Source organism: Paenibacillus sp. alder61 (assembly GCF_020179875.1).
In the GTDB taxonomy this organism is placed as follows: Bacteria; Bacillota; Bacilli; order Paenibacillales; family Paenibacillaceae; genus Fontibacillus; species Fontibacillus faecis.
The window spans coordinates 1-23,914 of the sequence record NZ_JAIUDG010000032.1 but is presented as its reverse complement, the minus strand read 5'-3'; the positions used below and the strand labels follow the sequence as shown (position 1 = coordinate 23,914).

General features: G+C 55.0%; 18 protein-coding genes and 1 pseudogene. 13 read left to right on the top strand and 6 right to left on the bottom strand.

Features of this window, described 5'->3' with window-relative positions; genetic code table 11:
- Positions 1–15 precede the first annotated feature (15 nt).
- Together LBW89_RS25205 and LBW89_RS25200 are read right to left on the bottom strand one after the other, a co-directional pair.
- Positions 16–783 (bottom strand): electron transfer flavoprotein subunit beta/FixA family protein, encoded by a 768-nt coding sequence (locus LBW89_RS25205; protein ID WP_148449578.1) that lies wholly within the window; start codon positions 781–783, stop codon positions 16–18.
- 39 nt (positions 784–822) lie between these two features.
- On the bottom strand, positions 823–1,404 hold the full coding sequence (locus LBW89_RS25200; RefSeq protein ID WP_148449576.1) for a TetR/AcrR family transcriptional regulator: 582 nt from the start codon (positions 1,402–1,404) through the stop codon (positions 823–825).
- Positions 1,405–1,604: 200 nt separating this feature from the next.
- Between LBW89_RS25200 and LBW89_RS25195 the strand changes: the two genes are divergently transcribed.
- From LBW89_RS25195 to LBW89_RS25160, 8 genes are all read left to right on the top strand, one after another.
- On the top strand, positions 1,605–3,779 hold the full coding sequence (locus LBW89_RS25195; RefSeq protein WP_148449575.1) for a (Fe-S)-binding protein: 2,175 nt from the start codon (positions 1,605–1,607) through the stop codon (positions 3,777–3,779).
- A gap of 31 nt (positions 3,780–3,810) precedes the next feature.
- The gene (locus tag LBW89_RS25190) at positions 3,811–6,207 is read left to right on the top strand and encodes a 3-hydroxyacyl-CoA dehydrogenase/enoyl-CoA hydratase family protein (RefSeq protein ID WP_148449573.1); all 2,397 of its coding nucleotides are present in this window, start codon (positions 3,811–3,813) and stop codon (positions 6,205–6,207) included.
- 22 nt (positions 6,208–6,229) lie between these two features.
- The gene (locus LBW89_RS25185) at positions 6,230–7,411 is read left to right on the top strand and encodes an acetyl-CoA C-acyltransferase (protein ID WP_148449571.1); all 1,182 of its coding nucleotides are present in this window, start codon (positions 6,230–6,232) and stop codon (positions 7,409–7,411) included.
- Positions 7,412–7,435: 24 nt separating this feature from the next.
- Entirely contained in the window at positions 7,436–9,220 is a 1,785-nt protein-coding gene (locus tag LBW89_RS25180) for an acyl-CoA dehydrogenase family protein (protein ID WP_148451129.1), read from the top strand.
- Between the two features lie 32 nt (positions 9,221–9,252).
- Positions 9,253–10,962 (top strand): long-chain-fatty-acid--CoA ligase, encoded by a 1,710-nt coding sequence (locus tag LBW89_RS25175; protein ID WP_276508680.1) that lies wholly within the window; start codon positions 9,253–9,255, stop codon positions 10,960–10,962.
- Between the two features lie 4 nt (positions 10,963–10,966).
- Positions 10,967–11,389, top strand: coding sequence for a PaaI family thioesterase (locus LBW89_RS25170; RefSeq protein WP_148449569.1), 423 nt, complete (start codon positions 10,967–10,969; stop codon positions 11,387–11,389).
- 939 nt (positions 11,390–12,328) lie between these two features.
- The gene (locus LBW89_RS25165; protein WP_148449568.1) at positions 12,329–12,784 is read left to right on the top strand and encodes a MarR family winged helix-turn-helix transcriptional regulator; all 456 of its coding nucleotides are present in this window, start codon (positions 12,329–12,331) and stop codon (positions 12,782–12,784) included.
- 25 nt (positions 12,785–12,809) lie between these two features.
- Complete coding sequence (locus LBW89_RS25160; protein WP_263639314.1) at positions 12,810–14,000, top strand: MFS transporter; 1,191 nt, start codon at positions 12,810–12,812, stop codon at positions 13,998–14,000.
- Between the two features lie 24 nt (positions 14,001–14,024).
- Here the strand turns inward: LBW89_RS25160 and LBW89_RS25155 are convergent, their stop codons facing one another.
- Complete coding sequence (locus tag LBW89_RS25155; protein ID WP_148449567.1) at positions 14,025–15,170, bottom strand: hypothetical protein; 1,146 nt, start codon at positions 15,168–15,170, stop codon at positions 14,025–14,027.
- A 133-nt stretch (positions 15,171–15,303) separates the two neighbouring features.
- Between LBW89_RS25155 and LBW89_RS25150 the strand changes: the two genes are divergently transcribed.
- Genes LBW89_RS25150 through LBW89_RS25140 form a run of 3 tightly spaced genes read left to right on the top strand, consistent with a single transcriptional unit; the run spans position 15,304 to position 19,179 of the window.
- The gene (locus LBW89_RS25150; protein ID WP_148449566.1) at positions 15,304–16,815 is read left to right on the top strand and encodes a spore germination protein; all 1,512 of its coding nucleotides are present in this window, start codon (positions 15,304–15,306) and stop codon (positions 16,813–16,815) included.
- 12 nt (positions 16,816–16,827) lie between these two features.
- A complete protein-coding gene (locus tag LBW89_RS25145) occupies positions 16,828–18,063 on the top strand; it encodes a Ger(x)C family spore germination protein (RefSeq protein WP_148449565.1) in 1,236 nt (411 codons plus the stop codon).
- Positions 18,064–18,087: 24 nt separating this feature from the next.
- Entirely contained in the window at positions 18,088–19,179 is a 1,092-nt protein-coding gene (locus LBW89_RS25140; protein WP_170286982.1) for a GerAB/ArcD/ProY family transporter, read from the top strand.
- Positions 19,180–19,198: 19 nt separating this feature from the next.
- Here LBW89_RS25140 and LBW89_RS25135 read toward each other — a convergent pair whose 3' ends face one another.
- Positions 19,199–20,056: an SDR family oxidoreductase gene (locus LBW89_RS25135; protein ID WP_148449564.1), complete on the bottom strand. Its 858-nt coding sequence runs from the start codon at positions 20,054–20,056 to the stop codon at positions 19,199–19,201.
- Positions 20,057–20,198: 142 nt separating this feature from the next.
- Positions 20,199–20,378 (bottom strand): hypothetical protein, encoded by a 180-nt coding sequence (locus LBW89_RS25130; RefSeq protein ID WP_148449563.1) that lies wholly within the window; start codon positions 20,376–20,378, stop codon positions 20,199–20,201.
- A 342-nt stretch (positions 20,379–20,720) separates the two neighbouring features.
- Between LBW89_RS25130 and LBW89_RS25125 the strand changes: the two are divergent.
- Together LBW89_RS25125 and LBW89_RS25120 are read left to right on the top strand one after the other, a co-directional pair.
- Positions 20,721–21,863: pseudogene (locus LBW89_RS25125) on the top strand (glycosyl hydrolase family 8); the annotation flags it as partial.
- Entirely contained in the window at positions 21,840–22,292 is a 453-nt protein-coding gene (locus LBW89_RS25120) for a discoidin domain-containing protein (RefSeq protein ID WP_225040749.1), read from the top strand. The pseudogene LBW89_RS25125 and the gene LBW89_RS25120, both read left to right, overlap by 24 nt.
- 28 nt (positions 22,293–22,320) lie before the next feature.
- Here LBW89_RS25120 and LBW89_RS25115 read toward each other — a convergent pair whose 3' ends face one another.
- Positions 22,321–23,172, bottom strand: coding sequence for an AraC family transcriptional regulator (locus LBW89_RS25115; protein ID WP_148449561.1), 852 nt, complete (start codon positions 23,170–23,172; stop codon positions 22,321–22,323).
- Between the last annotated feature and the right edge of the window lie 742 nt (positions 23,173–23,914).

The following is a 23,914-nucleotide window of genomic DNA, read 5'->3' as shown; positions in this document are numbered from 1 at the left end:
AATCCGCCTATCGGCTCACATGAATTTGGCTTCGGTTTTTAACAGCGAAACCAGCTCGACCGCCTGTTCGTTCGGCGTTCCTTCCAGCATCCGTCCGGCTTGGCGTTTCGGGGGAGCGAAGAGGAGCGTGCGCTCCGTTTTCGGGGCGAGGTCCGCGGCGCTTACCCCAAGATCGCCCGGTTCGAGCCGCTGAAAAGGTTTCTTCTTGGCCTTCATAATCCCGGGCAGGGAAGGGTAGCGGGGTTCGTTCAACCCTTGCTGGGCGGTAAACAGCGCCGGCAGCGGGAGTTCGACCGTTTCCGAATCCCCCTCGGCGTCGCGGACCGCGACCGCTCGATCGCCGGAAACATCGAGCTTGACGATCGCCGACACATGGGGGATTCCGAGCAGCCGGGCCAACCGGACGGCCACCTGACCGGCGCCGTTGTCGACCGAAAAATAGCCGCCCAGGATGAAGTCGAAGCGCCGATCCCGGAAGTAGGCGGCCAACAATGCGGCGACGCCGGATTCGTCCGTCCGGATCCCGTCGTCCGAGATCAGCACGGCTTCATCGGCGCCCATGGCGAGAGCCGTCCGCAACGCTTCCGCGGCGCGTTCGGGACCGACGGACACCGCCGTCACGGTTCCGCCGTGCCGTTCTTTCAGGCGGATCGCCTCCTCCACGGCGTATTCGTCATAAGGGTTGATGATATGCTTCACACCGTCTTCACGGATTTCGCCGCCTTCTATCGTAATCTTTTCCTCCGTGTCAAAAGTTTGCTTCAGGATTACATAAAGATCCATCGTCGATTCTCCTTTCAACCTCGTATGGAGTGACCTTCGTTACTTTAAGCCCCTCAGGAAAAAATCCACCGTCTTGTCAACCTGGGCGGACAAGGAGTATTTCCGCCCGGAAATCAGCCAGGAGGTCACGACCTCGTCCATCGCGCCGAACAGAAGATGCCGGGTCAGCTTCGTATCGAGATCCGCGCGAAAGCTCTTTTCCGCGATGCCCCGAATCAAAATATTCTCGATCAGTTGGATGTAAGGCTTCACCGATAAGCCGATCGCTTTACGCAGTTCGAGTGAGCTTTGACGAAGTTCGATCTGCGTCACATAAGCCAGGTTGACATTTTGTTCGAGCTGGGTGAAGTGGATCTCACACACTTTGCGCAAGGCTTCGGCGGCCGTGCTCGATTCCTCGATGCTCGCGTTAAACAAAGCGACCAGTTTCCCCAGCCGATCTTCAAACAGCGAAATCAGAATGTCTTCTTTTTTCTTGAAATATAAGTAAATCGTACCGTCCGCAACTCCAGCCTCCTTGGCGATTTTGGAAACCTGGGATCCGTGGAACCCGTTTTCGGCAATGACTTTCTCCGCCGCATCCAAAATCATTTCAAATTTTTCCTGTTTCCTACTTGTCATGACGACACCTCAATGCTAAAATTTAAAACAACTGAATGAATACTCATTCATTTTCTATATCTTAGGAAAAACCGAGCGCTTTGTCAATAGAAGCGCCTTATAAAATCAAAGCATTGTAAACGCTTACCGGCGCTTGTCTATCTCAGTTTCATGCATTCATTTTTGACGGCTTATTTCATTAAGGAAAGGCGGGAGCAAAAATGGTGTGGCCGTTGATTCAATTCATGCTGTTTTTAGGCGTAACGGGAGTCGCTATCTATCTGTTCTGGAGAGTCGTGTATCACCGTTATTTGTATGTGCGGTCTGGACGTCCTTTCGATTTCCGCAGTCGCATGAAGGGAGGGGGGCGGGAGTTCGCAACTCAGGTTTTCGGTCAAAGCAAGCTGTTGAAGGACCCGAGGAGCGGGATCATGCACGCGGTGGTCTTTTACGGGTTCATCATTTTGCAGTTTGGAGCGGTTGACTTGATCGTTAAAGGGCTGACGCAAGGCGGGCATCTTCCGCTGCCGGCCTATGAGGCGTTCGGGTTCCTGCAGGAGTTAACCGTCCTGCTTGTTCTGGCGGCTATGGGCTACGCCGCTTATCGCCGTTACGGGGAGCGGCTTCCCCGGTTAAAACGAGGCTGGAAACCCAGTATCGTCATCCTCTTTATTTTCGCTTTAATGCTCACCGTCATCCTTTCCCTGGGTTTCGAGCGGCTGTGGCTCGGCATGGAGCCTTCCGCGCTCGCTCCGCTATCCTCGTTCATTGCGGCTGCGTTTGCCGGGTTTTCCGCTTCCGGCGCGGAAATCGCGTTCTATGTGTTCTGGTGGCTGCATCTGCTGACCTTGCTTTCCTTTCTCGTCTATGTCCCGCAATCGAAACACTTTCATCTCATCACGGCACCGCTCAATATCGGGCTCCGGAGGAGAGAGCCTGCCGGACGGCTCGTTTCGCTCGATCTGGAAGATGAGGAGGCGGAAAGCTTCGGTGCCGGAAAAATCGAAGATTTTACCCAAAAGCAAATGCTGGATTTCTACGCTTGCGTGGAGTGCGGACGGTGTACTAACGTCTGTCCCGCTTCGAATACGGGCAAGACGCTGTCCCCGATGCACCTGATCACGAAGCTGCGCGATCATTTGACGGAAAAAGGCGCAGTGCTCACCGGTAAACCGCCGTGGTCGCCGGGATTCGTCTTTTCGCCAGAGGGAGCCGTCACGCATGGCGTCTCGGCGGAAAACGCCTCTTCCGTCGATTGGGCGGAACCGGCTGAAGGGATCACCGATATCCGGCCGACCCTCGCCTGGCAGATGCGAAGCTGGGCGAAACGGGAATCCGGCACGGACCCCGCCGGCCTGGAATTGATCGGCGACGTGATGACGGAGGACGAAATCTGGTCGTGCACCACCTGCCGCAACTGCGAGGATCAATGCCCCGTCGGCAACGAACATGTCGATAAAATCATCGACCTGCGCCGCCATCTGGTATTGATGCAGGGGAGCGTCCCCCAGGAAGGGCAGCGGGCGCTGATGAACATCGAGCGTCAGGGCAACCCCTGGGGCATCAGCCGGAGCGACAGGGCCGAGTGGACGGGCGAAGTGGAAGGCCTTAAAGTGCCGACCGTCAAAGAACGCCCCGATTTTGAGTATCTGTTTTTCGTCGGTTCCATGGGCTCCTACGACCTGCGCAGCCGTAAAGTCACCCGGGCGTTTGTCCGGCTTCTGCAGCGGGCGGACGTGAGTTTCGCCATCCTGGGGAACGAGGAGAAGAACTCGGGCGATACGCCGCGGCGCATGGGCAATGAGTTGCTGTTCCAGCAGCTGTGCCGGGAGAACATCGACCTTTTTCGGAAATATGGCGTCAAAAAGATCGTCACGGCCTGCCCGCATACCTTTAATACGTTCAAAAACGAATATCCGGAATTCGGATTGGAGGGGGTGGAGGTGCTGCATCATTCGCAGCTGCTGGACCAGTTGATTCAAGCTGGCCGGCTGCGCCCCCAATATGAAATAAAGGAGCGAATTACCTATCATGATTCCTGTTATCTGGGGCGTTACAACAGCGTCTATGAACCGCCGCGAAATGTCCTGCGGGCGATCCCGGGCGCCGAATTGGTGGAGATGGCGCGTTCCAGGGAGAACGCCATGTGCTGCGGGGCCGGCGGCGGACTGATGTGGATGGAGGAAAGCGGCGGCAAACGGATCAATCTGGCCCGCACGGAGCAGGCGCTGGAAGCCAAGCCGGGCGTCATCAGCAGCGCTTGCCCTTACTGCCTGACCATGCTGGAGGACGGGACGAAAATGAAGGAGGTGGAAATGAACGTTCAAGCGAAGGATATCGCCGAACTGCTGGAGTTATCCGTATTCGGCTTCGGCGAAAGCTCCAAACCAAATTGAGTCCATTCATTAGAACGGAGGGTTCATGAATATGATGAGAACAATTCGGCAAGCCGCCGTTATCGGGTCCGGCATCATGGGGTCGGGCATCGCCGCCCAGTTGGCGAACGCGGGCATCCCCTGCCTGCTCGTCGATCTTGCGCCGACCGGGCTGACCCCGGAGGGGGAGGCCCGCGGCTGCACACTGCAGCAGCCCGCCGTGCGAAACCGGCTGGCCATTTCGGCGATCGAGCGGTTGACGAAGGCGTCCCCCGCTCCCTTGTACGACCGTGATTTTGCCGGCCGGATCACTCCGGGAAATCTGGAGGACGATCTTGCCCGGATCGGGGAGGCGGATTGGGTTATTGAAGCGGTGATCGAGAACCTGAGCGTCAAAAAAGAGCTCTTCTCCAAGCTGGAACCGCATCTGCGTCCGGGCACCATCATCAGCACGAACACTTCGGGAATTTCCGTCAATGCCATGGCCGAAGGGAGGTCTCCGGAATTCCGCAAGCATTTTCTCGGGACGCATTTTTTTAATCCGCCCAGATATATGCAGCTGCTCGAAATCATTCCCGGGGAGTCGACCGATCCCGGCCTGGTCAAGGAATTGAGCGCTTTTTGCGAATCCAGGCTGGGAAAAACCGTGGTGCGGGCCAAAGACACCCCGAATTTCATCGCCAACCGGATCGGCACCTACGGTTTATTAATGACGCTTAAAATCATGCTGGAAAAAGGCTACACCGTGGAGGAGGTCGATGCGGTGACGGGGCCGGCGCTGGGGCGGCCCAAAAGCGCGACCTTCCGCACGCTGGATTTGGTCGGGCTCGATACGTTTCTTCATGTAGTGAACAATGTGCATGCGAATACGGCCGACCCGGATGAAAAAGCTGCCTTTGCGGTCCCCGAGCTGATAAAGAGCATGGTAGCGCAGGGACGGCTGGGGGAGAAAGCGGGCCAAGGGTTTTACCGGAAGGAAAAGGGACCGGGCGGAAGCCGAATCCTGGCGCTCGATTTGAACAGCTTGGATTACCGGCCGCAAAGCAGGCCGGCCTCGGGTTCGTTGAAGGCGGCCAAATTGGCGAAAGGGGCTGCGGCCAAAACCGCCGCATTATTGGCCGGAAAAGACCGCTATTCGGAATTGGCCTGGGAAGTGCTGAAGCCGGTGCTGATCTACGCCGCCGGGAAACTCGGAGAGATCGCGGACAGTGTCCGGGATATCGATGAAGCGATGAAGTGGGGGTTCAATTGGGAAATGGGCCCGTTCGAACTATGGGACGCCATCGGATTGGAGCGCTCCGCTTCCCGGATGGAAGCGGAAGGGGCGGTACTTCCCGCCTGGGTGAAGGAATGGATTGCCGCCGGAAACCGTTCGTTTTACAAACGGGAAGACGGCAAGCTGTTCCACGTCAGCGAGGGCCGCTACAAAAGTGTGGAATTTCCGCCGGAGGTCATCTCATTGCGGGAGCTGAGGGAACGGAACAAGGTGGTCAAGTCGAATAGCGGCGCAAGTCTCATCGACTTGGGCGACGGGGTGGCCTGCCTGGAGTTTCACTCGCCGAACAATGCGATCGGAGCGGATATCCTGACGATGATTACGCAAAGCGTGGAGGAGGTTCGGCGGAATTTTACGGGCCTGGTCATCGCCAATCAGGGCAAAAATTTCTGCGTCGGAGCCAACTTGATGCTGCTGCTGATGGAGGCTCAGGACGAAGAATGGGATGAAGTGGATGAGATCATCCGGCTGTTCCAGAACACGATGTACCGGTTGAAGCGGTTCGAGAAGCCGGTCGTGGCCGCTCCGCACCGGATGACGCTGGGCGGCGGTGTCGAAGCCTGCATGCCCGCGGATCAGGTGATCGCGGCAGCGGAGACTTACTACGGCTTGGTGGAGGTTGGTGTCGGCCTCATCCCCGCCGGAGGCGGCTGCAAGGAAATGGCGCTGCGGGCCAGCGAGCGGGTCGGACTTCCCGAAGCGGATCTGCAGCCCTATCTCAGCCGGATTTTCGAGACGATCGGGACGGCGAAGGTGTCCACCAGCGGCCATGACGCCATCAAGCTCGGTTACTTGCGGGAAACCGACCGGGTCGTGATGCATCCGGACCACCGCATTTACGAAGCGAAGCGGGCGGTGCTGCGGATGGCCGCCGCGGGTTACGAGCCTATCCCCGAGAAGAAGATCCGCGTTATCGGTTCCGAAGGCAAGGCGGTGCTTCGCCTCGGCGCACTCGGCATGAGAGAAAGCGGGTTTATCAGCGATCATGATCTGCTGATCGCGGGCAAGCTGGCGCATGTACTCTCCGGGGGGGATGTTCCCGCAGGGTCCCTGGTGACGGAGCAGTATTTGCTCGATCTGGAGCGGGAAGCGTTCTTGAGTCTTTGCGGCGAACCGAAAACAAGAGAGCGGATGCAGCATATGCTTGCCAAGGGAAAGCCGCTGCGGAATTGATTAGTTTGGGGAGGATGATGAGATGAAGGAAGCGGTTATTGTTTCGCTGGCCCGGACTGCGGTAGGGAAGGCGAAGAGGGGCAGCCTGGCGCAAACCCGTGCGGACGATCTGGGCAAGGCGGTGCTGGAGGCGGTGATCGAGCGGGCGCCGGGGTTGGAGAAGGCCGACGTGGAGGATATCATTATCGGCTGTGCCATGCCGGAAGGAGAGCAGGGGCTGAATTTTGCCCGGATCATGTCGCTGTATGCCGGGTTTCCGGTAACCGTTCCGGCTATTACGATCAACCGGTTCTGCTCCTCGGGCCTCCAGTCGATCGCGTTCGCGGCGGAGCGGATCATGCTGGGGCACGCGGAGGTCGTTATCGCCGGCGGGGTGGAAAGCATGAGCCACGTGCCGATGACGGGGTTCAAGGTGTCGCCGAATCCGAGAATCGTGGATCAGATGCCGGAGGTATACATGGCGATGGGGCATACCGCGGAACGTGTGGCCGAACGCTTCGGCATCACCCGCGAGGACCAAGACCGGTTCGCGCTCCGCTCGCATCAGAAGGCCGCCACGGCGATTGCCGAAGGCAAGTTCAAGGAGGAGATCGTGCCGTTTCAGGCGGAATTTACGCAGATCGGCGATGCTGGAAAACCGGTGAAGAAGACGCTGACGTTCGATACGGACGAAGGCGTTCGTCCGGACACGTCCTTGGACGCTTTGGCGAAGCTAAAGCCGGGATTTAAAGCGGGCGGGACGGTGACGGCGGGGAATACGTCGCAGATGAGCGACTGCGCCGCGGCGGTCGCCGTGATGAGCCGGGAACGCGCCGATCGGCTGGGACTCCGGCCGCTGGCGACCTTTCGTTCCTTCGCCCTGTCCGGGGTGGAGCCGGAACTGATGGGCGTCGGGCCGGTCGAAGCGATTCCCAAGGCGCTGCGGCTGGCCGGCATCGGGCTTCAAGACGTTTCGCTGTTTGAAATTAACGAGGCCTTTGCCTCCCAAAGCCTGCATATTATCCGCGAGTTAAACCTTGACGAGGACAAAGTCAACGTCAACGGCGGAGCGATTGCGCTCGGTCATCCGCTCGGATGTACCGGCACGAAGCTGAGCGCCACCCTGATTCAGGAGCTGCGCCGCCGCGGGGGCGGTTACGGTGTGGTCTCCATGTGTATCGGCGGCGGTATGGGAGCCGCCGGCGTGTTTGAGGTTCATAGTTAATCCGAGACGAAGGAGAGGATCATGATGAATCATGAGACGATGAGCAAGGTGCTGGGCGGAAGCTTTGTCATTGAAGACGGCGATTACCGAAGCGTTGTCGTTCCCGAGGATTTTACCGAGGAGCAGCGCATGATTGCGGATACGACGGTGCAGTTCGTCGAGGGGGAGATCGTTCCCAGGGACGAGGCGATCGAGAATCTCGACTATGGGCTGACGGTCGAACTGCTCCGCAAGGCCGGGGATTTGGGGCTGCTCGGCGCCGATGTTCCCGAGGCCTATGGCGGGCTCGGATTGGATAAGGTCAGCACCACGCTGATCAACGAGAAGCTGACCAAAGCCTCCTCGTTTGCGTTATCCTTCGGCGCCCATGTCGGGATCGGCACGCTGCCGATCGTATATTTCGGGACGGAGGCCCAGAAACGGAAATACTTGCCGGAGCTAGCCAGCGGCGCCAAAATCGCCGCCTACTGCCTGACCGAGCCCTCTTCCGGCTCGGATGCGCTCGGGGCCAAAGCGACGGCGAAGCTGGCGGAAGACGGCACCCATTACGTGCTGAACGGAACGAAGCAGTTCATTACGAACGCGGGATTTGCCGATATCTTTATCGTTTATGCCAAAGTGGACGGGAAAGACTTCAGCACGTTCATCGTCGAGCGGGAGATGGAAGGCGTCAGCGTCGGACCGGAGGAAAAGAAAATGGGCATCAAGGGTTCGTCCACGTGCCCGCTGATTCTGGAGGATGTCAAAGTGCCTGCGGAGAACCTGCTGTGGGAGGTCGGCAAAGGTCATTTGATCGCCTTCAACATCCTGAACATCGGCCGCTTTAAGCTGGCGGCGGGCTGCGTGGGCACGGCGAAGGACGCCATCGAGCTTAGCGCCGCATATGCTAATGAACGGACCCAGTTCGGCCGGAGTCTCTCTTCATTCCCGCTCGTCGGAAGAAAGCTGGCCGAGATGAATATCCGCACCTTCGTCATGGAGAGCATGGTCTATCGGACCGCCGGGCTGTTCGATATCGGGCTGGCCGAGGTGAATTATGAAAGCCCGGACGTCGGATACCAATCGGCCAAAGCGATCGCGGAATATCAGCTCGAGTGCTCGATCAATAAAGTGTTCGCTTCGGAAGCGCTGGATTTCGTGGCGGACGAAGGCGTTCAAATCCATGGGGGATACGGGTTTACCCGGGAATACCGCATCGAGCGGATCTACCGCGATTCCAGGATCAACCGGATCTTCGAAGGGACGAATGAGATCAATCGTCTGCTGATCCCCGGGGCCCTGATCAAACGGGCGATGAAAGGGGAGCTTCCGCTGATGGAAAAGGCTCTGAAACTGCAGGCCGAACTGATGGAGCCGCTGCCCGCCAGGTCCTTTGAAGGAACGCTGGAACAGGAAACGCATCTGCTGGCCATGGCGAAAAAAATCTTCCTGATGGCCGGAGCCCAAGCGGTCCAGAAATACCAGACGAAACTGGATCAGGAGCAGGAAATTCTGGCGCATCTGGCGGATATGATGATTGCGATCTACGCGATGGAAAGCGCTCTCTTCCGAACCCGGAAAATGATCGACCGGTCCGGAGAGGATAAGGCGCGGCTGGCCATCCAAATGACAACCGCCTTCGTTCACGACCAGTTTGGCCTGATCGCAAGCGGTGCGAGGGAGGTGCTGTCGGCGATGGAAAGCGGGGACACCTTGCGAACCCAGTTGTCCATCCTCAAAAAACTGGCGAAGCAGCCGGCCGTGGATCTGCTGCATTTAAAACGGTCCATCGCCGAGCAGGTCGTCCGCGCGGAGAAATATGTGGTATAGAAGGAAGCTGATCTACGGGAGGGAAGGCGATGTTGTTCGACAAGCCCTGGTTAAGACATTATCCCGCCGAAGTACCACCGACCTACGCTTATCCTGAGCAAAATTTGGCCCAATTTCTTGTGCAATCCGCCGAAGCGAATCCGAAAGGATGCGCGCTTGATTTTTTCGGTAAAAAAACGACTTACGCCCGTCTGCTGGAACAGAGTTACCGCTTTGCCCGGGCGCTGCTGCGCCTCGGGATCGTCAAAGGGGACCGGGTGGCCGTGATGCTCCCGAATTGCCCCCAAGCCGCTATCGCCTATTACGGCACCTTGCTGATGGGCGGTATCGTGGTGATGACCAATCCGCTGTATATGCCCCGGGAACTGGAGCATCAACTCACGGATTCGGGGGCGCGTCTCATCGTGACGCTCGACGTTCTGGTCTCCAGAGTGAAATCGTCCATGCGGGATCGTCCGCTGGAGAAGATCATCGTTACCCGGTTGCAGGACTACCTGCCTTTCCCCAAAAATGCGCTATACCCGCTTAAGGCCCGCAAAGAAGGGATGAAAGCCGATGTGGAATACGGTGAAAAGGTGCTCTCCTTCACGGCCTTGTTAAGGCAATCCTCGCCCGACCCTGTCGAGGTGCCGCTAAAGCCGGCCGAGGATTTGGCGCTCCTGCAGTATACGGGCGGAACGACCGGTTATGCCAAGGGGGTCATGCTGACCCACAGCAACCTGGTCGCCAACACCTTGCAAACCCGGCTGTGGTTTTACCGCTCCCGGGCTGGGCGCGAACGGTATATGGCGGCGCTCCCCTTTTTTCATGTGTTCGGTATGACCGTTCTGCTTAACCAGGCCATTTCGCTGGGCTGTACCCTCCTGCTTGTCCCGCGCTTTGAAGTCGGGCAGGTGCTGCGGTTGATCGACCGAAAGAAACCGACGGTTTTTCCCGGAGCGCCCACGATGTACGTGGCTATGATCCATCACCCCGACATCGGCCGATACGATTTGTCTTCGATCCGGGTGTGCATCAGCGGGGCGGCGTCGCTGCCCCTTGAAGTGCAGTCCCGGTTCGAGTCGCTGTCCGGCGGGAAACTGATCGAAGGGTACGGATTAACGGAGGCCTCGCCGGTGACGCATGCCAATAATATCTGGGAGAAGCGCAAGAACGGTTCCATCGGCATTCCTTTCCCCGACACGGAGGCCAAGATCGTCGAGCCGGATACGTTAACGGAAGTGGCGCCCGGGGAGATCGGCGAACTGGCCGTGAAGGGCCCGCAAGTGATGAAGGGGTACTGGAATCAGCCGGAGGAAACCTATAAATGCCTGAAGGACGGCTGGCTTTTGACCGGGGACTTGGGGAGGATGGACGAGGACGGGTTCTTTTATATATTGGACCGGAGGAAGGACCTCATTATTGCCGGCGGCTATAACATCTATCCCCGGGAAGTGGAGGAAGTGCTGTTCGAGCATCCCGCCGTGGAGGAAGCCATTGTCGCGGGGGTGTATGATCCCTATCGCGGCGAAACGGTGAAGGCTTATATCGTACCGCGGGCCGGCGCCGTTCCCGATGAGGAAGAGCTGAAGCTGTGGTGCAAAGGCAAGCTTGCGGCTTACAAGGTCCCCAAAATCTACGAGTTTCGGGAGAGTCTTCCCAAGACGCTGGCCGGAAAGGTGCTCCGCCGTAAATTGGTCGAGGAAGAAGCCGCAAGGCTGCAAGGACCGAGCGACGATGAAATGGAGCGGAAAGGAGGGTGATGTTATGAAAACGAATACAGAAGGGCGGCATCCGGATTGGGAGATATGGGATAAAGCCGCTAAGGGCACTTTATGGGAGCTGCTCGGCTGCAAGCTGGAAGCCGCGGATGACCGGAAAGTTGTCGCTACGCTCGAGATTCAGCCGCATCACTTGAACATGATCGGAATACTGCACGGCGGGGTTCACGCGGCGATGATGGACTCGACGATGGGGCTGCTGGCGATGATCTTGAAACCGGGCGCGAGCGTCGTGACGACCAATCTCAATCTTAACTATGTGGCCAAGGCGGAGTCCGGACAGGGGCCGGTTACCGTCACGGCCGAGGCGATCCATGTTTCGCGCAAATCGGTTACCGCCCAAGCAACGCTTCATACGAGGGATGGGGACTTGTGCGCCTTTGGTACGGGGACGTTTCGGGTAACTTAGCGTCACTACTAGACTCGTCGGTCTTATGCCGAACGGGTCTTTTATTTGTGGCTTTAACCAGTTGAACTCGCGAAGCGTGCGAAACAAGAAAACACCTGCTATGTGGGTGGTATAGTGCTGCTAATAGCAAAAACACCTGATGGGGTCGTTATCAAAGGAGTGTTCAAGCTACGATGTATAACGAAAGGAAAAGGTGGCTTAATGGCTAATCGAAGTGATATGTCACATCCAAAGAGGCGCCTAGTGTGCTTGCTTCCAAGCTTCCAACGCTAAAGATGCAATCTGCAGGAATTTAGGCCGTTCCCCGAGGGGAAAGGTCTAATGGCCGTAATCTCGCCACCCTTAGAAGCCGGGCGAGTGATAAGGGCTTTTTGAGGCGCTATTTTGTCGAATTCGTCCCTTCGGCGAGAAATAGCGGTCCTTTGGGGCCTTATTTTAAGGAAAAGCGGGTCGAAAACCGATTTTTGGACTCGCACCAGAGAAATAAAGCCCTTTTTAGCCGCTATTTTCCCCGAAAAAGCGAATTTGGGCGAAATAGCAGCCCAAAACGCCGCTATTTTAACGGGCGGCAAGTGAGATTGCGGGGTCGGCAACACTATGTCAGGTTTAATGCAACGACAGTGGCAGATTTGCAGGAATTATGAAATTTTTGGCCCCAAACAAAAAAACATGCACATCATATGCAGGAATTTTATGTCGAGGTTGTCTGACGGGGTACCAGTATAATCGATCCCTGCAGGGGTAGGCAAAGCGGCAACGGCATAGTAGCTTGAACGTAGTAGAGCTAGCGCCTTTAGGCGCGAGCCGGTAATAAAGGCTTATAGCCTTAGAGCAAACCGCCCGTCAGATGGGGGGGATGATTTTGACCTTCGCCGTTGACGGAATTAGTTGCTTTTGTTATAGTTGTTTAAGCAACTAATTTAAGAGAGGACGTTCTGTATGGAAGCGCAGGATACTCATCTGGCTATCGGTTTTATTATGGGCGTCACTTACCGGAAAATTGCTGGCCTCCTGCAAAGCAGGCTGCGGGAATACGATATCACGCCGGAACAGTGGTCCGTCCTGTTTCAGATCGACCGTGCCGAAGGCCTGATTCAGCGGGAAATCGCCCGCCGTACGGGAAAAGACAAGCCAACCACCACCCGGATTCTCGATCATCTGGAGACGAAGGGGTTGGTCCACAAAAAGGCGGGAATACAGGATCGCCGCTCCTTTCTCGTCTTCAGCACGGAACGGGGCAAGGCGCTGATCCGGGACACGATCGCCATTGAGGCCGGAGTCACCGAGGACGTAAAGGCGTGTATGACCGAGGAGGAATACGGGCAATTGCTCGAACTTCTCCTGCGGATTAACCGTCATGTAGGCAGCCTGATCGAGGCCGAAGGTACTTCTTAGACAAGATAGAGTGGGAGAGATCAACTTGAATCAAGAGTTACACGGGGACAGGCTATGGGGCAAATCGTTCATATCCTTGACGGTATGCTCCTTTTTATTGTTCTTGAATTTGCAAATGCTGTTGTCGTCGTTTCCAGCCTATGTCAAAAATGAATTTCATGCCGGGGATTTGCAGGTCAGTCTGGTCACGAGCGTTTTTGCGCTCTCGGCCATCCTTACTCGTTTCCTGACGGCGGCGATGTTAAAAAGATGGTCCAGAAACGCGCTGCTGTTTGCCGGTCTGATCATCGCCGCCGTCACGACAGGGATCTATGTATGGGCCGGGTCGGTCGAAAGCCTGCTGCTGATGCGCGCCGGTTACGGGGTTGGGTTCGGCATGGCCAGTACCATTTTACCGACCCTTGTTTCGCAAATCATCCCTCTTCGTCGTATGGGGGAGGGGATCGGCTATTTCGGCCTGTCCACGAGCCTGGCGATGTCGATCGGGCCGATGGTCGGTTTGAATGTGATGAAGCAGGCCGGATTCGGTACGCTTAGTGCGGCCGGTACGGTCACGGTCGCTTTGATCCTGCCGATCTTGCTGCTGACCCGCTCGATTCCCCCGGCCCCGCAGATCTCGAGTCCCGGAGGGGAGGCAGGGGAAAGAAAGCCGGCCAAATTCAACACGGAACTGCTGCTGCCGGCCCTGCTCAATGTGACGTTATCGATTACTTATAGCGGTTTGTTGAGTTTTATCGCTCTATACGGCGATTTCAGGCACCTTGCTCAAGTCGGATTGTTCTTTCTGTTTAACGCGGTGACGATCATCGTCATTCGGCCGGTTTCGGGACGCGTGTTTGACCGCAGAGGCCCCGCGGCGGTGCTGATACCGGCCGCGATCCTGGTCGTGGCGAGCATGACTGTGTTGTCGTACGCGGGATCGATGCCGCTGTTGATTCTGTCGGCGCTCCTTTACGGCTTGGGCTTCGGCGCCATTCAGCCGACGATTCAAGCCTGGATGCTTCGCTCTTCGGCTCCCGAGCAGTACGGCACGGCGAACAGTATGTTCTACAATTCCACGGATTTTGGAGTGGCCATTGGCGCCTTGATCCTCGGGGCGATTGCTTCCGCGACCGATTATGCGGTTATGTATCGTTATTCCGCCGGTTTTATGGTACTTTTTCTTGTGATGTTTCTGGCCTTTATGCTGGTCACCAGAAGTAAAAAGTCAGCTTGATTCCATCATCATCCAGAGCATGGATTACCCGCCCGCCGAATGCCTTTCGTTCCTGGCTCGGCGGGCTTTTCGTACTCGGGCGGCGAGCTGGGCCGCGGCGAAGCTGAGGCAGATGAACACCCCTACGGTGAGCGTGTCGATCCACGCCGCCTCGTAATACATAGCGGTGGATTTCCGAAACAGGCCTGAAACGGCCAGTCCCAAGGCCTGAACGGCATAGATCAGCAGCGTATCCACAAGCGGGCGGAACCAGCGCCGGGTAGCTCTCCAATACCTGCCGAAGATAAAGAGCGCGACCGTATTGATCAAGATGAACGTAAACGATGGCGAATTTTCCGAGAATACGTCTTCGGCCACCTCCCAATTCGGCATCCATAAGGCGGCGATCAGCAGGTTGACCATGAGAAGAACCAAATATAAAGGTTTAAACCATTTCTTATCGTGCTGTTGTCGCTTTAATTCCCGGGCCTGTTCCATTTCCGGACTGCGCCAAGCCGGGAGGTCTTTTCTTGTAATCGTTCCGATGTCATTCAAATCGGCTTCGCCCGCGTAAGATTGTTTCTCCAATTGCCCGTAACCGGTTTGGTAATCCGCAGGAGCGGCCAGGGAGACATTTGCGGTGGAAGTCATCACGGTCACCCCCTGGCTCAAAAATCGCCCGACCCATTGAATTACCTCCTCTTTGTTCTCCATCCCGAAAAAAGCGTAATCCGTTTCCCCACGCTTATCCTCCCACTGGATGATCATCTGGGCGCCAATACGGTAGGATCCCGGCCTGTTCCCGCCGGTGGGGAGATAGCGTGTTTTTCGGGCAATCAAAACCTCTCTCATGCTGCCGTAGGGAATCAGATGCTTCCTTTCCGTTCCTTGTTTCAGATCCTTGTAATAGCTGAAGAATCCCTCGTCATTCAGCCCCGTTTCAAACCGGTGATCGGTATATAATTTGCTGTTCTTCCATGTGAACCAGGCCGCCCAGGAGATAACGGCGCCGGTAACCAGGGACAGCAGCGCGCCGCCCCACAACCCCGTCCAAAGCAGATAAGCGCCTAATCCGAAGCCGCCGAGACTCAACAGGGCCAGAAAGAAGAAAATCACGAGATGTGCGATCTTCGCCCAGCCCGGAATCTGATTGGAGTAATTCAAACTGTCGCCTTTGCGCATTTCAATCACGGATCATTCTCTCCCTTTGACTTGTGTTGTTTCCATCTGATTATAACATTAATAGCGCTTGGCTTTTGAAGAATACCGTCGAAAGAGTGGGGTATATTACAAAATACGACAAATGCGGAAAGGGTAAGGGGTAATGGTGGGTAAAGGAAACCAGGATTCCAACGAAAACCTTCCTTCGGATCTATCGCAAAGCGTTGAGATCTTCCGGAACCGCCTGGGCAAAAGCTCCGATTTTAAAGCCCGGGAGATCATCTTGCCCGGAGAAAGCTCTCCCGTCGCGGCGATTTGTTATTTCAACGGGCTGGTGGACCTGAAGAGCATCAATAAAATGATAGCCACCGTCAACGATTTTTTACTGGGGGAAAATCAAGGGAAACCTTCCCCTTCCTCCATCGTGGATATCATCCCAGGTGATTTGAGAAAGTCGGGCAACATCGATAACTTGATTCAGGCCGTCCTTGACGGTTCAACGGTCATGTTGATCGACGGAATTCCGAGCGCGGCGATCGTTTCACTTCCAGGGGGAAGGAGGAGATCCGTAGAGGAACCTTCTTCGCAAACGGTGATCCGTGGCCCCAAGGAGGGATTTACGGAGGACGTCGCAACCAACATTGCGCTGATCCGGCGAAAAATCCGATCCCCGGAGTTAAGATTTGAAGACCGCACGATCGGACGCGTGACGAAAACGCGGGTCTCGGTGGCTTATATCAATGGGATCGCTAAAGATGAAGTCGTAAAAGAAGTGTTGACCCGGCTCGATCGTATTGATGTGGATAGTATCCTGGAAAGCGGGTATATCGAGGAGTATATCCAAGACACGACGGCTACGCCTTTTCCGACGCTTATTAACACGGAGCGTCCGGATGCCGTCGCGGGAAATCTTCTGGACGGTCAGGTCGCCATTCTGGTGGACGGCAGTCCATTTGTGTTGGTTGCTCCCGTGACTTTCTTCAAGTTCTTTCTTGCGAGTGAGGACTACTACCAGCGTTATGATATTTCCAGCTTTCTCCGTCTGATCCGGCTTTTTTCCTTCTTGGTGGCTTTGCTGCTGCCCTCGCTCTATATCGCGGTGACGACATTTCAGCAGGAAATGATTCCGACCACGCTGCTGATCAGTCTCGCCGCCCAGCGGGAGGGAACGCCGCTGCCGGCCTTGCTTGAAGCTTTGCTGATGGAGCTGACTTTCGAAGTCATCCGCGAAGCCGGCGTACGCATGCCTAGGGTGGTCGGGCCGGCCATTTCCATTGTCGGCGCGCTCGTATTAGGGCAGGCCGCCGTACAGGCGGGGCTCGTGTCCGCCGCGATGGTTATTATCGTTTCCTTTACGGCGATCTCGAATTTTGTGATCCCTTACTTCAGTATGTCCGCGGCGGTCCGGCTCGTCCGCTTCGCGCTGATGCTGCTTGCCGGCACTTTCGGACTGTACGGAATTCTGGCGGGCGGGATTCCCTTATTGATACACATGGTTTCGCTGAAATCGTTTGGAGTTCCCTATTTCCTGCCCCTTGCTCCGTTAAGCTTTACAAATCTGAAGGATGTGTTGATCCGGGCGCCTTGGCCGCTGCTTAAAACGCGTCCGTCCTACATTAGCTCGGATAATCGGGACCGCCAAGCCTCCAAAAAGCAAAGCAAGAATTCAAAATAAGGAGAACCTCAGATGCGCAGGATCCGAACTTGTTGCCTATTGGTGCTGTTATCCTTGTTTGTAACCGGATGTTGGAACCGGACGGAACTGAACGAACTGGGGATCACGGTTGCCACCGGATTCGACCGGGAGAACGGGAAATGGTCGATGTCGTATCAGATCGCCGTGCCGTCGGCGATGGGAACCGCTCAGAGCGGGAGCGGCGGTGGAGGTGGGGGAGGAAAGCCCAGCGTCCATGTATTTACGACCGTAGGCTCTTCAATTAGGGAGGCGGCGGATTTGGGATATGTGGAAAATCCGCGCAGACTGTATTTCGCCCATACGGATCTTTTGGTGATTGGACGAGAAGCGGCCGAATTCGGCATCAGTGAGATTTTGGGACTCTACTTTCGGAACAATGATGCGCGGGAGACGGTATTGGTCGCCCTGACGGACGGTAAAGCCCGCGATATTTTAACTAAAGTCGTACCTTCCGAAACGATGCCGGGTACGGCCTTGGCCGAAATTATTCAAAAAGAAAGCAACTTTTCCTCCATTTTTCCTAAAGTCAAAGTATATGAGCTCGCCCAAAAGGTACTTTCGGACGCGGGGGCGGCGGGCGTCCCCGTGTTAGAATTCACCGGCAAAGGACAAAGCGGGATGGAATCGTTGGAGCAGACGACATCTTCACCGGGTACGTTAAAACTCACCCGGCTGGGTGTGTTTCACCGCGATCGTTTCGTAGGCTGGATGAACCGGGAGGAGAGCTTCGGCATTTCCTGGCTATCCGATCACGTCAAAGGGAGTACATTGGCATTTGGTTGTTCTGAAGGGAGTCAGGAAAAAAAGCAGTCATCATTCCGGATCACCAACGCGAAAACAACCGTCACGCCGATCAAGTCCGGGGAGCATTTCAAAATGAAGATCAAGGTAAAAGCCAAAGGAGATTTACTGGAGTTCCAATGCAATGGCGATTTGACCAAACCGGAAGTGATCCGCAAGATCGAAAAAACGCTGGAAGAAGACATTCTCGCAATTATACAGGCCGGGTGGAAAGCAAGCAAACGGATGCGTGTCGATCTGCCGGGATTCGCCGATAAAGTACATCGTAAATACCCGAAAACATGGAGAGAGATCAAGGCTACCTGGGAAGACGAATTGGCTCACATCGAACTGGATACGGAAGTCCATGTTTCCGTACAGCGACCGGGACTCATCAAAAAATCGTTCGAGCAGCTTCAAAAAGAGACCGGAGAGCAGGACAGATAACAAGGTGGAAGAGGGGGGAGTAGGATGAACGAAGAGAGCAGATTAGCCGAATTGATCGCCTGTTTTATCCTCTTTGAAATCGGCAGCACCACCCTGTTTCAGATGGCTGCGGATGCCGGCCAGGATGCCTGGCTCTCCATGCTGATCGGGTCCGCCGTCGGCTTTATGCTGCTTCTTTTGTATCTCTGGATCCACAAGATGAATCCGAATCGAAGCCTTTACGAACTGTGCATCCACTTTTTGGGAAAGTGGATTGGTAAGGGCGTCGGTTTCATGTTGGTGTTCTACTTTGCCTACGAGTCCTCCCGGAACTTACGCGACCTAGGAGAGCTTGCCGCATTTGCGCTGTTGAATCGGACTCCGTTGGCGGTCCTCATGTTAATCGGAATTCTCGTCGTGGGCAACAGTGTCCGTTACGGGCCCCATATTGTATTTTTAGTTTGTCTCGCTCTGCTGCCTACCGTAATTTTAAGCTATCTGCTGCTGATCTTTATGATCATAGGAAAAGGAATGGTTCATCTTGAATTTATGCAGCCCGTTCTCGAGAACGGGTTAGGACCGGTTATTTCGGCGGCTTTACCTGAAACGGTCTCGTTTCCGTTCGGGCAGAGCTTGCTGTTCCTCGTCTTCTTCCCGTTGGTAAAGAAAGGTAAAAGCTTGGGAAAAGCCATGATGATCTCGTATATCTGCACCGCGATCGGGTTGACGATCATCAATCAAATCAATATTTTGGTGATGGGGCCGGCATTGACAAAAGTAATTATGTTTCCGCTGCTTCAAGTCGTGCAATTAATCGAAGCTGCGGAGGTTTTTGAACGAATGGACGTGCTGTTTGTCATCGTCCTGTTTGTCGGGTTGGGGGTTAAAATTCTCATGTTCTATATCGGAGCCGTTACAGGACTTGCTCAAATTACAAAAATCGGATACCGGAAATGGGTGATCCCGACCGGGCTGCTGATTTTTGCCGCATCCTTTGCCTCCCCGAACTTTTCGCACCATCTTTGGCTCGGCATCGACGTGGTCGTAAACCGGGTGGACCCCTATTTTCAGTTCGGGATGCCGCTTGTTCTGCTTAGCGTCATGCTGCTGCGGCGGAAAAAAAGAATGCAGAAATAACGCCGCCTAGTCGGGTTAGTTATTTGCCTTTTCGGGTGAGTTCCGTGAGGCGGTCCCACTCTTCTTTGGACAGCTCGGCGAGGTCGTTGAACTGGCCCGCTCCCCTCAACCATTCGCCGCCGTCGATGGCGATAACTTCGCCATTGATGTAAGAAGCGGCGTCGGAAACCAGGAAAGCGGCGAGATCCGCCAATTCGCCGGGCGAACCGGTTCGGCCGAGAGGCAGGCGCGCCCTCATTTTGGCCTCCAGCTCGGGGGTCGGGGAGAGGCGGGAGCCCGCGCCTTCCGTAGGGAAGACCCCGGGAGCGATGGCGACCTGGCGAATGCCGTAGGGCGCCCACTCGACCGCGAGGGAGCGGGTCAGGGCGAGGACGCCGGCTTTAGCCGCAGCGGACGGGACCACATAAGCGGAGCCCGTCATGGCGTAGGTCGTGACGATGTTCAGCATCACGCCTTGGCGTCGTTGCCCGATCCAGCGCTTGCCGACTTCCAGCGCCGTGTAAAAAGTCCCGTGCAGGACGATGCCCAGCACGGCGTCGACCGCCCTGGGGGACAGGCGCTCCGTGGGACTGATGAAGTTGCCCGCCGCATTGTTCACGAGCACATCGATGCCACCGTAACGGGTTTCCACCGCTTCCACCAGTTCTCTAACCTGATCCGGCTCCCTTACATCGCATGTCTTATAGAAAACGGGGCTGCCGTTTCGGGCTTCAAGCTCCTCGGCTGCCTGGCGCAGGACTTCTTCCCGTCGGCCGCAAATGGCCAGCCTTGCCCCCAGTTCCAAAAACCGGTTCCCCATCTCCAATCCAAGCCCGGTTCCGCCCCCGGTCACCAAGACGACTTTGCCTTGCAGCAGATTTTCCTGAAAGACGCCCATCTAAAGCTCCCCTTTCGGATTAAATTCGCATATTCTAGAAGTATTCGATCCGAAGGCGCTTTAAACCTTTATGAGTCATCCGAGTTTGCAACGAAAAAACCGCCCCGGAAGGATCTTCCGAGACGGCCTGGCCAAAGCGAGCTTATTCTTTTGCGGACTTGGAATCGGTAAAGGCTACCGGCTTGGCAACCCATTCATCGGCTTCCGGTTCGATATCCACACCGTTTTCCATCTTCTTCTTTTCTGCCATAGAATCTCCTTGATGCGGCTTATTGCGAAGTTCGGATTCATCGTGATATCGGTTATTCTCCTGATTAGGCATGGTCAAATCCTCCTTTAGGTGTCGGTTTCTGGGGTGACTCCTTATTTATAGTTACCCGTTCCGACTATTTACAAACATCTTTTCGATTCAAGATAAAAGCGCTTTAACTTTCGGTAAAAATGGTATATAATACCTTTGTAGGACATCCTTGTTAACACAGAATTCCGCCCTGCAGTTTCTATTATGAACACTTAAGGAGGAATGATCATGGTAAGGTCAAGGACAAATGGTACGAGACACGGCAAGAGGCAATGGAAGTGGATGAAAATTTTGTTGATGGTGGTGCTGCTTGTGCCAACGGTTTCTTTTTTATCCGAGAATGACGCCCAAGCTGCCGCGCCTAACCGGCCGTTTCCCCAGCAAGTGGATTACCCCGGCATCATAAAACCCGCCCACGTCACGCAGAGCGACATGAATCGATCCGTTTCCGCTTACTATGATTACTGGAAGTCCAAGTATTTGAAGCATGATTTGAAATCATTGCCCGGAGGGTTTTACGTCAAAGGCAATATAACCGGCGATCCCGACGGATTTAAGGCGTTAGGCTCGTCCGAAGGCCAAGGCTACGGGATGATCATCGCCGCCCTGATGGCCGGACACGATCCGGAGGCTCAAACGATCTACAATGGACTATTCAAAACTGCACGCGCTTACAAGAGCTCGGGAAATCCCAACCTGATGGGTTGGATCGTAGCCGATGACGTTCGGGCTCAAGGCCATTTCGGTTCCGCCACGGATGGGGACCTGGATATCGCTTATTCGTTGATCCTGGCCCATTATCAATGGGGATCGGACGGTGAGATCCATTATTTGAACGAAGCGCGGAAAATGATCAACGAAGGAATTAAAGCGAGCTACGTAACGAACCAGCGCCGGGTCAATCTTGGGGATTGGGATAGTAAGAACGCCTTGAATACCCGGCCGTCGGATTGGATGCTGAGCCATTTCCGGGCTTTTCACGAGGTTACCGGAGACCCGGTTTGGATCGAAGTGATCGATAATCTTTATCAGGTTTACAATCAATTCAGCTCGCGGTATTCCTCCGCAACCGGCCTGATTTCCGATTTTGTCGTCGAAGATCCGCCCAAACCGGCTCCGGAATATTACTTGGATGAATTTAAAGAAACGAACCAATATTACTATAATGCGAGCCGTTTTCCGCTTCGGATTGTGATGGACTACGCTTTCTACGGAGATCCCAGAGGGAAGGCCGTGGCGGACAAGCTGGCCAACTGGATCAAGTCCAAGAGCGGCAATAAGCCGGCCAATGTGAAGAACGGGTACAAGATGGACGGGACGCCGATCGGCGACTATGCGACCGCCGTGTTTGTCTCTCCGCTGATCGCCGCGGGAACGGCGAACGGGGCGCATCAAACCTGGGTAAATGCCGGTTGGGATTGGATGAAGAATAAGAAAGAGGATTACTTCAGCGACACTTATAATCTGCTGTGCATGCTTTATTTGTCCGGCAACTGGTGGATTCCGTCAGGGCAAGCCCCGGAGCCGGTCGAGAACCTGGCGCTGAACAAACCCGCGTTCGCCAGTTCGATCGAGGGAACGGGATTTGAAGCGGGCAAAGCGTTCGACGGCAATCTGGTTTCCCGCTGGGCCAGCAACGAAGGGACGGATCCCGAATGGATCTATGTGGACTTGGGCAGCACCCGCTCCGTTTCCGGCGTAAAGTTGAAATGGGAGGACGCTTACGCTATCCAATTTAAAATTCAGGTATCTTCCGATGCCGGCGGAACACCGGTTCATTGGACCGATGCGGCTACGATCTCTAATGGGGATGGAGGGGAGGACGAGATTACCTTCACTCCGCAAAACGCCAGGTATGTAAGAATGTATGGAATCCAGCGGGGGACGCCGTATGGCTATTCGCTGTACGAGTTTGAGGTGTACGGAGAAAACTAAAGATGTGAAAGAATCAGGAAGTCGGGCGCTAACGTCCGGCTTCCTTTGCATTTGCGGGAATGTTCCCGTGAGTCACGCCTAGCATGGCATCCCGATACCGGGACGGAGATAAGCCGGTTACACGCTTAAACATTTTTGAAAAGAGGAGCGGGTCGCTGTAGCCGACGGAGCGAGCGACATCGGCGATGGACAGGTTTAGCGACTCCAGCAGTTCCTTCGCTTTGTTCATGCGAAATTGCAGTAAATATTTCTGGGGCGATATCTTCATTCTTTCTTTGAACAAGGTGGAAAGGTAAACCCGGTCGATCCCGATGATCCGGGCGAGCTCGGTGATGCTGACCGGATTGGAGTAGTTCATCCGGATATATTCGATCGTCCGGTCCACATAGCGGGTTTTGGAAGCCGGTTGGGAGGCGTTTCCGACGCTCGAGAGCATTTCTCCCAACCAGTCGGCGAAAAAACGGTATAACCCGCTGCGCAGGGCCAATCCGCAGATCGGCTCGGGTCTGGCGGCGGCCGCCGCGAATTCGTCCAAATACGTATCGAACCAGGCGGGACGGGAGCAGGCGAATACGGGACGCTCCCGGCATAATCCCGCAGCCGAGAGCATCGTCTCCGCGTCTTCCCCCTCGAAGGCGATCCAGGAATAAACCCAAGGATCCGCTTCGTCCGCCCGCATGCAGCAGATCTGCCCGGGATAAACGGCAAATCCCGCTCCTTTTGCGAGTTCGTAGGTGTGACCGTTAAAGTCGTACCGGCCCTTCCCCTCATGGATGAACAGCAGCTTGTACTGCTCTTTGATGCCCGGGCCCCAGCAATATCCGCGCTCACAGTGCTGCTTGCCGTGGTAGCAGTAAGTTATCTCGTATTGCGTCGTCATGATTTGTACGCTCCTGTTCTTGAAGTGTAATTACATTATGCCATGAAGATTCAACATGCGGATATTTATTTATCGGCTTATTGCCCGGTATAATCAGGATGTAAACGTTTTTCTTATTAATATGATGACATGCGAAAAAGATCCTCCGGGGAGGATCTGAGTCATGCGGAGGTACATGAATAAGATCGCTCCGGGGAGGATCTGGGTCATGGGGGTGACTATGCCATCAGGGGAGTAAAGTGCCTAGCGCACTTTCAACCCTTCCAACTCCAAAAAGATGCAAATCTGCAGGTATTTAGGCCCGATCGACGAGGGAATGAGAAAAAAGATGCAAATCTGCAGGCATTTCTAGCGATTTTAGAGAAACGAGCCCGTTTTGTCGAAAATTCCTGCAGATTTGCAGGAATTTTCGAATTTTTGTTCCGAACAAGAAAAAAACATGCAGAAATGCAGGAATTAGAGCCTAGCTGTCGTTGCAATATCGGCATTTTGGGCCGTTATTCCGGCCCGATTCGCCTCCACTGAGAAAATAGCGGTAAAAAAAGGTCTTATTTCCTGCTTCAGGGGCCGATAATCAGGTTTTGACCCGCTTTTTCCTAAAATAGGGCCCTAAAATGCAGCAATCTTGCAAAAAAAATGACATAACAAGTAAGAAGAATAATTTACAAAAAAAGGAGACCCCAGTTATCGTAGAATTGTACAGATACATACGAAAGGAGGTCTCCTTGAATACAAAGATACC